Source organism: Shewanella halifaxensis HAW-EB4, from assembly GCF_000019185.1.
In the GTDB taxonomy this organism is placed as follows: Bacteria; Pseudomonadota; Gammaproteobacteria; order Enterobacterales; family Shewanellaceae; genus Shewanella; species Shewanella halifaxensis.
The window spans coordinates 2,346,818-2,359,695 of sequence record NC_010334.1 but is presented as its reverse complement, the minus strand read 5'-3'; the positions used below and the strand labels follow the sequence as shown (position 1 = coordinate 2,359,695).

At 43.8% G+C, this 12,878-nt stretch carries 10 protein-coding genes; 2 read left to right on the top strand and 8 right to left on the bottom strand.

The genetic code is table 11. The features are described 5' to 3' along the window. Positions 1-185: 185 nt before the first annotated feature. The 3 genes from prpC to SHAL_RS10205 all read right to left on the bottom strand — a co-directional run bounded on the left by prpC (position 186) and on the right by SHAL_RS10205 (position 3,152). The gene (gene prpC / locus SHAL_RS10215) at positions 186-1,325 is read right to left on the bottom strand and encodes a bifunctional 2-methylcitrate synthase/citrate synthase (protein WP_012277058.1); all 1,140 of its coding nucleotides are present in this window, start codon (positions 1,323-1,325) and stop codon (positions 186-188) included. Between the two features lie 178 nt (positions 1,326-1,503). Continuing rightward, complete coding sequence (prpB, locus tag SHAL_RS10210) at positions 1,504-2,382, bottom strand: methylisocitrate lyase (protein ID WP_012277057.1); 879 nt, start codon at positions 2,380-2,382, stop codon at positions 1,504-1,506. A 107-nt stretch (positions 2,383-2,489) separates the two neighbouring features. After that, complete coding sequence (locus tag SHAL_RS10205) at positions 2,490-3,152, bottom strand: GntR family transcriptional regulator (protein ID WP_012277056.1); 663 nt, start codon at positions 3,150-3,152, stop codon at positions 2,490-2,492. A 592-nt stretch (positions 3,153-3,744) separates the two neighbouring features. On the opposite strand from SHAL_RS10205, the gene SHAL_RS10200 reads away from it, so the two are divergent. Continuing rightward, complete coding sequence (locus tag SHAL_RS10200) at positions 3,745-6,447, top strand: bifunctional acetate--CoA ligase family protein/GNAT family N-acetyltransferase (protein ID WP_012277055.1); 2,703 nt, start codon at positions 3,745-3,747, stop codon at positions 6,445-6,447. A gap of 123 nt (positions 6,448-6,570) precedes the next feature. Here the strand turns inward: SHAL_RS10200 and SHAL_RS10195 are convergent, their stop codons facing one another. From SHAL_RS10195 to dmeF, 4 genes are all read right to left on the bottom strand, one after another. Further along, on the bottom strand, positions 6,571-7,623 hold the full coding sequence (locus tag SHAL_RS10195; RefSeq protein ID WP_012277054.1) for a GGDEF domain-containing protein: 1,053 nt from the start codon (positions 7,621-7,623) through the stop codon (positions 6,571-6,573). A gap of 92 nt (positions 7,624-7,715) precedes the next feature. Then, positions 7,716-9,335, bottom strand: coding sequence for a phosphoethanolamine transferase (locus SHAL_RS10190; RefSeq protein ID WP_012277053.1), 1,620 nt, complete (start codon positions 9,333-9,335; stop codon positions 7,716-7,718). A 333-nt stretch (positions 9,336-9,668) separates the two neighbouring features. Next, a complete protein-coding gene (locus tag SHAL_RS10185) occupies positions 9,669-10,088 on the bottom strand; it encodes a MarR family winged helix-turn-helix transcriptional regulator (RefSeq protein ID WP_012277052.1) in 420 nt (139 codons plus the stop codon). A gap of 26 nt (positions 10,089-10,114) precedes the next feature. Then, positions 10,115-11,134 carry a CDF family Co(II)/Ni(II) efflux transporter DmeF gene (dmeF, locus tag SHAL_RS10180; RefSeq protein ID WP_012277051.1) on the bottom strand — a complete coding sequence of 340 codons (1,020 nt, stop codon included), beginning with the start codon at positions 11,132-11,134 and terminating at the stop codon, positions 10,115-10,117. Between the two features lie 420 nt (positions 11,135-11,554). Between dmeF and eco the strand changes: the two genes are divergently transcribed. Then, on the top strand, positions 11,555-12,136 hold the full coding sequence (gene eco, locus SHAL_RS10175; protein ID WP_012277050.1) for a serine protease inhibitor ecotin: 582 nt from the start codon (positions 11,555-11,557) through the stop codon (positions 12,134-12,136). A 90-nt stretch (positions 12,137-12,226) separates the two neighbouring features. Here the strand turns inward: eco and SHAL_RS10170 are convergent, their stop codons facing one another. Further along, positions 12,227-12,874: a bifunctional 4-hydroxy-2-oxoglutarate aldolase/2-dehydro-3-deoxy-phosphogluconate aldolase gene (locus tag SHAL_RS10170; RefSeq protein ID WP_012277049.1), complete on the bottom strand. Its 648-nt coding sequence runs from the start codon at positions 12,872-12,874 to the stop codon at positions 12,227-12,229. Positions 12,875-12,878 lie beyond the last annotated feature (4 nt).

The following is a 12,878-nucleotide window of genomic DNA, read 5'->3' as shown; positions in this document are numbered from 1 at the left end:
AGCGGGCTAATACCTCTTAAAAGAAGCCCTGCTATACAATCAAAAGCACAATCAAAAGCTAAAATAAGGTGCTAGGTTCGAGGGCGCTTCGCTTTTAGGTCCTAGGTCCTAGGTCCTAAATTCTAAGTCCTAGGTCCTAAATTCTAAGTCCTAGGTCCTGAGTTCTAGACTCTAAGTTCTAGCTTCTATCTTTCACTGATTGGTGTAACCGTACGTGGCTCGCTGCCGGTGTAGTCGGCACTTGGGCGGATGATACGGTTGTTAGAGCGCTGCTCCATCACGTGTGCAGCCCAGCCCGTTAAGCGTGAGCAGACAAAGATAGGCGTAAACAACTTAGTCGGAATGCCCATAAAGTGATAAGCCGATGCGTGGAAGAAGTCGGCGTTACAGAAAAGCTTCTTGGTGTCCCACATAAACTCTTCACAGGCTACTGAGATGTCATATAGTGAGCTGTCACCAAACTCTGCTCCGAGTTTTTTAGACCAGGCTTTGATGATTACGTTACGTGGATCTGAAGTGCGATAAATCGCATGGCCAAAACCCATAATCTTCTCTTTACGCTCAAGCATACCTGCCATCTGCTCTTTGGCATCTTCAGGCGAGCTAAACTTTTGGATCATATCCATAGCCGCTTCATTCGCGCCGCCATGCAGTGGGCCACGAAGTGTACCGATAGCACCTGTAATACAAGAGTACATATCTGACAAGGTTGATGCACACACACGCGCAGTAAAGGTTGATGCATTAAACTCATGCTCGGCATACAAAATAAGCGACACATCCATTACGCGGCGATGTTGCTCTGATGGCGCCTTGCCATTGAGTAGATGTAGGAAGTGACCACCGATTGAATCTTCATCGGTCACGCAATCAATCTCTACACCTTCGTGAGAGAACTTATACCAGTAGCACATGATGGCTGGGAACGCTGCGAGTAAGCGGTTTGCTGCACGGTTTTGCTCACTAAAGTCATTTTCAGGCTCAAGATTTCCTAAGAATGAGCAACCGGTACGCATCACATCCATTGGATGCGCCTCGGCAGGAATACGCTGCAGCACCTCTTTTAGCGCTTGTGGAAGATCGCGGTGAGCGAAGAGTTCAGTTTTATAGTGGTCGAGCTGAGTTTGATTAGGTAGCTCGCCGTTAAACAGTAGGTAGGCTACCTCTTCAAACGTGGCGTTATCGGCCAAGTCTGACACGTCGTAACCACAGTACGTTAGACCCGAACCTGATTTCCCCACGGTACAAAGGGCTGTTTCACCTGCGCTTTGACCACGTAGGCCTGCACCACCAATTTTCTTAGAAACCTCAGTTTTATCAACCATTACTGTCTTCCTTCTATTTGTTTGCCGTCAGCCTTAAGGCTGCAGATAATTTTTATATTTATATTGGCGCGCTAATCCTTAACGCTTCCACTTGTAAACTTGTAGGGTTTACTTTGATGATTTACTTTGTAAGGTATTGCTTTGTTCAACAGGGGCTAACGCATTTATGTCGCGCTATTTATAAATTCTTACCTTCTGAGAACAGCTTATCTAACTTCTGCTCGTAATCGTGATAACCCAGGTAGTCATACAGATCCATGCGGGTTTGCATCGAATCAACAACCGCTTTTTGGTCGCCATTTTCTAAGATTGAGGTGTATACCATCTCGGCGGCTTTATTCATGGCTCTAAATGCACTTAATGGATACAGCACCATAGATGCGCCCCACTCGCCTAGTTGCTCTTTGTTCCACAACTCGGTTTGGCCAAACTCGGTAATGTTGGCAAGAATAGGTACATCAAGAGCGTCGCTAAAGGCGCGGTAATGCTCTTCGGTTTTGACCGCTTCGGCAAAAATACCGTCAGCCCCTGCAGCCACATAGGCTTTAGCGCGAGCAATTGCGGCCTCTAAGCCTTCCTGTGCGAAAGAGTCGGTGCGCGCCATAATGAAAAAGTCTGGATCGCTACGGGCATCGACCGCCGCTTTAATGCGATCGACCATCTCTTGGGTCGAAACGATCTCTTTATTCGGGCGATGACCACAGCGCTTCTGCGCCACTTGATCTTCCATGTGCACCGCTGCGGCGCCGGCTTTTTCCATATCACGAATGGTTTTTGCAATGTTAAATGCACCGCCCCAACCCGTGTCGATATCCACCAGCAACGGCAAGTCACAAGCTGAGGTGATGCGCTGCACATCAACAATGACATCGTTTAGCGATGTCATGCCCAGATCGGGCAAGCCATAGGAAGCGTTAGCCACACCGCCACCCGAAAGGTAAATAGCTTGGTGACCAATCTTTTTAGCCATCATGGCTGAGTAGGCATTAATGGTGCCTACTATCTGTAGGGGCTTGTTAGCGGCTAATGCCTCGCGAAACTTCTTACCTGCGCTCATGTGCTGATCCTTTTATTTATCGTTCACTGTGCTCGAGTGTTAGCTGCTACACGGCAAAATTTATAATGATGTTATTACTGTCAATTATTGATTTGTTATGGTGTTGCTTAATCATTAGCTAGCTTGTTTTCGATACTGGATTTCGAATACAAGATATGGCGACGCATCAGCATCTCGGCAAGCTCTGCGTCACGGTTACAAATCGCTTGCACAATATTTTTATGCTCATCGAAGGCGGTAGTCACACGTGGCCCCGTCATTCCTAGCTGTACGCGATACATACGCACTAGGTGATATATGCCGTCGAACAGCATCGAGATAAGATGTTTGTTTTTACTGCCTTGAATGATGCGATAGTGAAAGTCGACATCGCCTGCTTCCTGATAATAAGAGCCATCGGATTGGACTTTTTCAAAGTGGCTATTAAGCAGGGACTGCAGTTCGTCAATCTCGTGATCGGTCATGTTTAATGCGGCAAGCCTTGCCGCCATGCCTTCGAGCGACTCTCTCACCTGATATAACTCCAATAAGCCTTCTGAAGTTAGACTCACGACTCGTGCACCAACGTTGGCTTTCCGTTCAACAAGGTGGCTGGCCTCTAGACGATTTATCGCCTCTCGGATCACCGCACGGCTAACGGCGTATTTTGTCGACAACTCTGTTTCACTCAGCTTAGAGCCCTGCAAAACCTCTCCCTCTACGATCGCTTTACGTAGCTGAAAAAAGGTCTTATCGGCACTGGTAACAGGCTGTTCGTTAAAAAAAGTCATCAGTTAAATACAATATTAGTTTTTAATGGATTGTCGACAATCTAGCCACTTAAGCACAAATTGTCAACAATGCACCGACAAATTGTCGACAAAGTAGGAGTAAAGTCTAAGAGACGGAGAGTGGTTAATTCAGGCTTTACGGATAGTTACCTTTACAGCAAACACAACTCAATAACTGACTGAGTTGTTGAGGTAAAAGCATGGCTAGTACTGGATAATAAAAGCAGTTTGTATTGTGGCGCTATTAACCTTGTATTTACGACCATTATCTTATGGTAAAACGTTTGCGCTCCTGTACACTCATATACCCAAGCCACCTGAAGATGCAGGGTTCAGTGGGAATTTAATGCACTTTAAGCAAGGCGTTGATTGCAGTTAATGGTTATTCTCTTAGCAAGATCAATAACGCATCAGAAAGTGCATTAAAACCCATCGAAGAAGGCTTTGCGCAAGCCCACTTCGTTGTTGCACTAGCTTAAAAGGGAGTCACCATTCCTACGCTAAGGCGCCTAGAATTGAACTCGCGCAAGGCCTCTGAAATGAGCATGTTCAAGTCGTTTGGGTATAACATACTGACTTATAGGATAAGTTCATGAGCCAACGCACTCTTCATAGCCTCTTCAAACCTAAATCAGTTGCCATTATTGGCGCTTCCAACAAGCCCAAACGCGCGGGTAATGTACTGATGAAAAACCTGCTCTCTGGTGGTTTCTCGGGGCCGATTATGCCGGTGACCCCAAAATATGAAGCGGTGATGGGTGTACTCGCTTATCCCAATATTCAAGCCCTGCCACTTATTCCCGATCTCGCGATCATCTGCACCACGGCTGGCAGCGTGCCTGCAATCATCGAAACCTTGGCCCAGTTTGGTTGTAAAGTTGCCATCGTCATGGCATCGGGTATGGCCGATGAATTTAACGAAGATGGGATCAGTCTGTTAAGTCAGATGCAGCAATTTGCAGACCGATATGGCATGCGGATCTTAGGCCCCAATAGTTTGGGGATGATTTTGCCCAACCTTGGTTTGAACGCAAGCCTTGCTCACACCAGTGCCCTGCCCGGCAAAATCGCCTTCGTGTCCCAATCTGCCGCTATCTGTACCACGGTATTGGATTGGGCCAACAACAAAGGCATAGGCTTCTCCTCTTTTATCTCTCTGGGCGATGCTAACGATATCGATTTTGATGAGCTACTGGATTACTTAGGACGAGATTCAAAAACCGATGCAATCTTGCTCTACATCGACTCGGTTAACGAAAAACGTCATTTCCTGTCTGCGGCGCGGGCGGCGTCACGTAATAAACCTATCTTGGTGATTAAGTCAGGCCGAAGTATTGAGGGGGGCAACGCTGCTCAGTTACACACTGGCGGCGTGTCTGGTAACGATGCGGTTTATGAAGCGGCCTTCAGACGAGCGGGTATGCTGCGGGTTAACGATCTTATCGAGTTGTTTGCCGCCGTTGAGACCTTGGCCCACTCAAGACCTTTGCAGGGTGAGCGCCTGGGGATAATCAGTAATGGTGGTGGCCCAGCTGTGCTGGCGTTAGATGAGTTAATCTTAGGTGGAGGCAAACTGCCTGCACTATCGAGTGAAATTTATCAGCGGCTTAACACGCTTTTACCTAAGAGTTGGTCTGGGCAAAATCCGGTGGATATCGGTGGTGATTCAGATGCAAACCGTTATGCACAATCGCTTGAGATCTTAATGGACAGTGACGATCTCGATGCGATCTTAATCTTGCATTCACCTTCAGCGTTAGGCGAAAGCGTCGGGGTCGCCGAAGCGATTGCAGAGACCATCGCCAAGCACCCCAATCGACACAAAATCAATATTCTGACCAACTGGAGTGGCGAAGATTCAGCCTATGAGGCCCGTAAGCATTTTTCAAAGTCTCGCATTCCGACCTATCGCACACCAGAAGGTGCCGTGGGTGCATTTATGCATATGGTTGAATACCGTCGTAACCAAAAGCTACTGCAAGAAGTGCCACAGTCCATTCCTGATAATATTCCCGCCGATTCCACATTGGCCCGAGAGAAGTTACAACAGGCGTTAGACCAAGGTAAAACCGTTTTAGAAACCCATGAGTCACGTGCCATTTTAAGCGCCTATGGGCTCAATACTATCGATACCTGGTTTGCGACAACCGCGGAGCAAGCCGTTGAGTTTGCAAAGCTTGCTGGTTACCCTATCGCGTTAAAGCTGCAGTCACCGGATATTCATTATAAGTCCGATATACAAGGCGTGATGCTCAACCTAACTTCCGATCTGGAGGTTGAACATGCAGCGAATGCCATGATTGAGCGGGTGATCTCAGTTAATCCCGATGCACGGATTGAGGGGCTGATCGTTCAGAAAATGGCGCTCACCGCCGGTGCGCAGGAGATAAGAGTCGCAGTAGCTAATGATCCTGTGTTTGGGCCGGCAATTTTGCTAGGTGAAGGTGGCTCTGAATGGGAGCCCACTAAAGATGCGGTCGTTGCCCTGCCACCACTGAATATGACGCTGGCCCGCTATATGGTGATCCAAGCGCTCAAAAACCAGAAGATCAGAGATAGGCATTTGCCACTTGGGTTAAATATGCATGCACTGTGCGTGATGCTGACCCAGATCTCACACTTGATTATTGACTGTCCAGAAATCGCCACTCTCGATTTAAACCCCGTACTGTGCGCTGGTGAGCAGATCACCCTGTTAGATGTAAATATCGGCTTACAACAAGAACCGGTTGATAACGCATCAAGGTTGGCGATCTCTCCTTACCCGAAAGAACTCGAGGAGATGGTTACCCTCAAGAATGGTAATAAGGTCATGCTACGGCCTATTTTGCCTGAAGATGAACCTAAGCATATGGCTTTTGATAACTCCCTTTCCGATGAGGATAGATACAAGCGTTACTTTGGGGTTCGCTCTAAGATGACCCATGAAGAGATGGCTGTATTAACTCAGATTGACTACGCCAGAGAGATGGCCTTTATTGCCACGGCAATAGGAGACGATGGCGAAGAAACCACCTTAGGTGCCATTCGAGCCTCTATCGATCCTGATAATACCGAAGCCGAATTTGCCATGGCGGTGCGTAGTAATTATCAAGGCCAGGGTTTAGGAAAACTATTACTTGAGAAACTGGTTAAGTATTACAAGGATAACGACACGCTTGTGCTGACCGGCTTTACCATGTTTGAAAATAGAAACATGGCCAGTCTTGCTAAACGCCTTGGGTTTACGGTGACCTTTGACATGGAGGATCGCTTGATTAACATGCATATGGACTTAAAAGCACCGCAAAATTAAGCATAGGCGCACAAACAAAAAGGCCGTTAAGATTTATCTTAACGGCCTTTCTCAATTAACACTGTTTTTAATAATGCCCAATTTCGAATCCTGTTCTAAATCCTGGTATAAACCACGCCCATACTAAATAGCTGTCTCTGTAATTCTTTCACTTACGACACAGTTTCGGCCCGAAGACTTAGCACGGTATAAGGCTTCATCGGCACGAATAAAATAGCTATCTTTATCATCTGCTGCTTTTAGCGATGCAACTCCTACTGACACGGTAATATTCCCAAGCGGCAGCTTTTTGTCTTTACCTATGGTCAAATTACGCTCCGCGATCTTTTGCCTTAAATTCTCGGCTACGATATTCGCTTCTTCCTGTGTGGTATTAGGCAACAGGATAACAAACTCTTCACCGCCATAACGGGCAACGAAATCATCGCCTTTAACGCCATTTTTTAATGCCTGGGCAACGTAAGCCAGTACTTTGTCACCGACTAAATGGCCATGTATGTCATTAAACCGCTTAAAGTGGTCAATATCGACGACTAACAAACTACTGTCAAAATTTGAATGATTAAAACTATCGATATGGCTAATCACTTCTTTATCGAATGCACGGCGATTATTCACTGAGGTTAACTGATCGGTCATAGCAACGGAGCGAAGCTCTACCATTTCTGATTTAAGGGCAATAACCTCTTCATTCATGCTCGTTAGGCTTTTATCCATTTCACCATTAACGGCAATGATTTCATCAAGCTCACTGGTGATCCCTTTAACCAGTTTCTGCATGACAACGGGGTCGGGATCCTGTTTCAATGCGTTATCAAATTCAGTTAATGAATCTGAAAATCGTGATGTGTCCTTGCTCAAAGAGCCAATTTTGGCCAGTAAACTATTTATCAGTACTTGTGTTTCTAATTGGACATTCTCAATAATTTCGGGTGAGTTAATCAAGATATAGTTTTTATAAAGACTACTGCTGACATCTGGTGTAAAGGCGACGTTATTGCTCAGTAATCCATCGATCGCACGCTTTAAATCAAGATTAATCCCTTTATAGTATTCATACCAAACGGCATAATTCTCAGGAGTGACTGGAACCTTGAGTTCAGACATTTTAGGCACTGCATGGCGTAATATCTTAGCCGACAGTTCTGTTTCTGATAAATGCTTTGCCATATCCATGTTAAAAGTCACTCCATCTTGATAGCTTTACTTATCAATACTTTAAACAAAAATGAAGATGTTTCCATCCCTTTTTAGAGATAAATTAGATTTTATTTTCGACAACTCGCGAAAATATCAGATTTTGGCCGATAAACCTCACTACGGACATTCATCAAACCAAGTAAGCTATCGAATAAATTGTCGTGAGAGAAACCGCCCTTGTTAGCTTCTTTTGCTAAGCAAGCAAGGTTTAAGTGATTTTGCTCCGCAAAACCGCTTGAGAACCAGCCCAAGAAAGGCACTTTTGTTTGCTCATCGGGCGCAAATGAATAAGGCGTACCATGAAGATACATGCCTTTTTCGCCTAATGACTCACCATGATCTGATATATAGAGCATTGCAGTATCGAATTGCGCGCTTGTTGCTTTTAGCTTATTAACGACCTGTGAGAGGATAAAGTCGGTATATAAAATAGTATTATCGTAAGTGTTAACCAACTCTTCATGGCTGCAGTTTTGAATATCGCTACGTTGGCAGTCAGGCACAAACTGACGATACTTCTCCGGATAACGTAGATAATAGGTCGGCCCATGAGAACCAATGATGTGTAGCACTAATAATGTGTCTTCATCTTTAATGGTTTTAAGCCGCTTACCTAACTCATTAAGCAACACTTGATCGTAACAATACTCACCGTTACACAGCTTAGGATCGCTATTATGATCTATTGTGATACTCTCAATATTCTGGCAAACACCTTTACAGCCACTGTCATTGTCGAGCCATTCAAGTTGGATCCCTGCATGGTTTAACACATCGATAGCGCTGTCTTGGGCTCTTTCTCGACGCGAATTATAATTATCACGATCCATTCTAGAAAACATGCAAGGCAAAGAGACGGCTGTAGCAGTACCACATGAATGGGTGTCTTTAAACACCACTATCCCCTGCTCTTTAGTATGCGCATTGGTCGGTCTGTCGTAACCATAATATGCATAATTGGCCGCCCTAGCCGTTTCTCCTACCACCAAAATGACTAAATTAGGCTTGGCTTTGTCTGTGGTGTTTTTGGCGTCCAAACCAATCTGTTTATACGCTAAAGGCTCTTGTAAGTAGTTAATTTTTAGATACTTAACAGTTGAACCAATAAAATATGTTGGGATAATATAACGCTTCATGATGTCGTTATTTCGACCAAATGCGACGTAATTTTGATAATAGAACATAGCAATCACGACGATACCTGCAAGCATAGACAGCATAAATAAAGCCTTGTGCAGCAGTTCTTTCGTTATGGGCTTGTACTGAATGTTAGCTTTATAGATAAACAGTGAGGGGATAATGCCTGTCACCACGAAGTTAACAACTGACGCCCAATTAAGGTAGGTTGTCGCTTCTGATTGATTGGTCTGAAAGGTGTTTTCAATCATGCCGTAGTCAAATACCACACCATATTGAAATGCCGCAAAAAAGACACTCGACGACATCAACGTCAAAATAATAAAAAATGGCTTTGCTAGATACTTAACACTAAAAAGGCTAAATAAAAATGACAGAGCGAAAAACAGAAACAAAGGCATACTGGCAATAAATGCCATATTGACATCGGCTTGTTTATCTACGCCCTGTTTGATTATTTGAAAAAGAGGAATATTAAACACGCATACATAGTAAATCGAAAGTATGACGGTAAATTGAATGCTATTTAAATTTTTAAGACGTGCTAACACCTAGTTTACTCACTTATTTTTAAGATTATTTGGGCTCTCCTTGCCTATAGCCGTTATCGGCGGATATGGCCATATAATAGCACCTAAATAAAACAGCTAATACTGAAATAGACGAATGAATGATACTTTATTGCAAAAAATGTATCATTTGTATCAAAATGAAGGAGCTAGGATCTGACGCTTAAATAGACTAGTTTTTATTTAAGGAATTCAATCAGAACTAGATATTATCGAACAAGAGACTGGCGTGCTAAAAAATCACTGGAGATAAGTTACAGATAGAAGCGTACGTGACATATGCTCATACTCGCTAAGCTAGTAGCATCGTATTTACTAGAACTCATGATTAATTCTTTCAAAAAAATCTAATAACTGAGCGCGTTCTTTATCATCAAATTTAGCAGTCAGATCTCGAGTCAACTGCATATGAAGCTTATCGTGCTCTTCGAACATTTCACGGCCGCTATCGGTAAGTTGAACTAAGATAGAACGTCTATCATTAGCATGGGGAGTGCGTACAACTAGCCCTGCTTCAACCATTTTATCGACCTGAACCGTTAATGTCCCCGTAGTAATACCGATCTTTTGCGCTAATTCTTTCATACGCATAGGGCCATTAAGACCCAAAATTTCAACGGTATGAACTTGAGGTAAGCTAAAGCCTTTATCTTTAACTACTGCCATTTCCCAAGATGACAACTTCTCGTAAAACTCGATCATTGCATGATTTAAGCTATCATCTTGGTTTTTCATTAATTTTATTCCTCGTTAGTGTAGCCTTATTGTGCCTGAGTCTCTGGATTAACTTCAATAGTGATATGAGCTAAGCGCTCAAATTGTGATAATTTTTCCTTAAAATAACCTGATTTTTCAACCCGATCACAATGAATGATCATACTAGCAGCATAATGGTCGGCACTGATTTTCCAAATATGGAGGTCAACAAGCTGTGCGCTTTCTTGTTCAATGGTTTGTTTAATCTGTTGCATGTAGCTTTGCTCAATACTTGCATCCAACAATACTGGGCCCGTTTGTTTTAGTAGTCCCCATGCCCAGCGAGTAATAATCACTGCACCAACAATGCCCATAATAGGGTCTAGCCAAGTTAGGCCAAAGTATTTGCCCATCAGTAAAGCAGCTATTGCCAAGAGCGAAGTGAGCGCATCGGCAAGTACGTGAAAATAAGCAGCCCTCAGGTTGTGATCTTGGCCGTGATGCTTCTCTCCATCACTATGCTCATGATATCCATGATTGTGATCGTGGTATTTTTCATCTTGGATCACTCCTTTGTGTACATCATGGTCATGATGACTGTGGCTATGTCCATGATCGTGACTATGATGATCTTTCAATAAAAATACACTGACCACGTTAACAATAAGCCCGATAATCGCCACCACAATTGCCTGATTGAAATAGATCTCATGGGGATTAAAGATCCTCACACTCGACTCAATTAACATAACGAGGGCAACTAAACCCAGTGCGATTGCACTAGTATATCCTCCAAGCACACTCACTTTTCCAGTCCCGTAAGAAAACTCTGGGGAGTTTGCATGCTTACGCGCATATCGATATGCAAAAAGAGTTATCAAAAATGCCGCAGCATGAGTTCCCATATGCCAGCCATCGGCTAATAACGCCATAGAGCCATAAATAGTACCGGCAATGATCTCTGCCAGCATGGTCACTATCGTAAGCACTAATACATAGGCGGTATTGCGCTCTCCTGCACTATTTTGAGTCGAAAACTTGTGTTTATCTGCGCAGTTCACGGCAGCTTGTTCACCATAGATCATATAACACCCTTGAATATTTTGGATTTAGACGTCTTACCATCAAGCCCACGGCTATCGTTTAATTATTATCAATCATTTCTGTTTATAGCTCAGCCTTGCCAACGCGAGTTGGATAACTAGCAAGGCAAAAGCTAAAACTTGAAAACCACATTGCTTGATACGCGATATGTTTGCATTACGAGTATCTTGACAATCAAACTAATTTTGCGCTTTTAGATCAAATAACACAAGGGAGGTGACTACTTATGTGATCTTGCACTATCTCCAGTAACAACAAACTTTTTATGGTATTGTAATCATTGGGATTTTCCAAAATGTAAATATATATACATTTTTTTGTCTTTTTATAACCCTTTTTGAAAACCGCAGCGTTTATAGAGGTATTGAACACAGACAATACCTTTTTATTTTGGAGATTTTATGACTTTATTCAATGCTGGTAATACGCGTTTTGCCCGTACACTTTTGGCTTCTTCTTTGATTCTTTCAGCTTTTTCATTTAATGCGAATGCAACTAGCCCAGCTCACCCATCAGGATTAAATCAAAATATGATCGGTTCGCAGATGTATACGGCCGATGACTATAGTGTGACTAAAGAGACCAAGATGTTTCCTGAGCCACAAGCAGGTCAAGTCCAGCATATCTTGACTCTACCTAAGCTAGACAATGAAGCTGACTACAGGGTGGAGATCCAGATCGGACAAACAAAAATGGTGGATTGTAATAAACACGGTTTAGTGGGCGAATTGAAGCAACACACAGTGAAAGGTTGGGGATATAATTACTATCAAGTAGACAGCATTTCTGACGGTCCAAGCACTATGATGGCCTGCTTTGAGCAAACTACAACGGAAAAATTCCTGCCTATCCGTGATGATCTAATGTTGAAATACGATAGCCGCTTACCAAAAGTATTCTATCTACCAGAAAATACCCAGGTGCGTTATCGCGTGTGGAAAGTTGAATCGCCGTTTAACTACTCTGGAGAAGCTACAAAATAGCACCGCTTGTAATTTGATGAGATGAAACTAATCCAATAATGGACATAAAAAAAGCTACCCAAGGGTAGCTTTTTTATTAGAAAGAATCATTTACACTTTAAGCGCATCGATGGCTTCTTTACATAAGGCGGTGATCCTTTCCCAGTCACCTTGCTCCATTGCATCAGTAGGCGCAATCCAGCTTCCCCCAATACAGTCGACATTCTTAAGCGCTAAGTACTCTTTATAGTTACTTGGAGTAATGCCACCCGTTGGGCAGAAACGAATGTCGGCTAATGGACCCGAAAACGCTTTAAGTGCATTAACACCACCAGAGGCTTCAGCTGGGAAAAACTTAAAGTTTGTATAACCCAGTGCCATCCCTTTCATCACTTCAGAGATGCTGGCAACGCCAGGGATCAGCGGTGTTGTGCCCGCCATTGCAGCCTCTAACAGTTCAGTAGTCGCACCAGGGGTGATCACAAACTGCGCGCCAGCTTGAACGGCTTGCTCTAACTGCGTCTTGTTTAGAATTGTTCCCGCTCCCACTATTGCTTCTGGTACTTCTTGAGCAATCTTAGTGATCGCCTCTAACGCACAGTCGGTACGTAGAGTGACTTCAAGTACTGAAATACCCCCGGCAACTAGCGCCTTGGCTAACGGTACAGCATGTTCAATCTTATTGATCACCATGACAGGAACAATAGGGCTGCGTTTAAAAATATCTTGTGGCTGTATTGACCAGTTATTCTCAAGCATTGCG

Excerpts from the sequence above, each read along its gene's own strand:
- SHAL_RS10205 (WP_012277056.1), bottom strand. The coding sequence starts at position 3,152 with ATGACTTTTTTTAACGAACAGCCTGTTACCAGTGCCGATAAGACCTTT.
- SHAL_RS10185 (WP_012277052.1), bottom strand. The coding sequence starts at position 10,088 with ATGAAAAACCAAGATGATAGCTTAAATCATGCAATGATCGAGTTTTAC.
- eco (WP_012277050.1), top strand. The coding sequence starts at position 11,555 with ATGACTTTATTCAATGCTGGTAATACGCGTTTTGCCCGTACACTTTTG.
- SHAL_RS10195 (WP_012277054.1), bottom strand. The coding sequence starts at position 7,623 with ATGGATATGGCAAAGCATTTATCAGAAACAGAACTGTCGGCTAAGATA.
- dmeF (WP_012277051.1), bottom strand. The coding sequence starts at position 11,134 with ATGATCTATGGTGAACAAGCTGCCGTGAACTGCGCAGATAAACACAAG.
- prpC (WP_012277058.1), bottom strand. The coding sequence starts at position 1,325 with ATGGTTGATAAAACTGAGGTTTCTAAGAAAATTGGTGGTGCAGGCCTA.
- SHAL_RS10170 (WP_012277049.1), bottom strand. The coding sequence starts at position 12,874 with ATGCTTGAGAATAACTGGTCAATACAGCCACAAGATATTTTTAAACGC.
- SHAL_RS10200 (WP_012277055.1), top strand. The coding sequence starts at position 3,745 with ATGAGCCAACGCACTCTTCATAGCCTCTTCAAACCTAAATCAGTTGCC.
- prpB (WP_012277057.1), bottom strand. The coding sequence starts at position 2,382 with ATGAGCGCAGGTAAGAAGTTTCGCGAGGCATTAGCCGCTAACAAGCCC.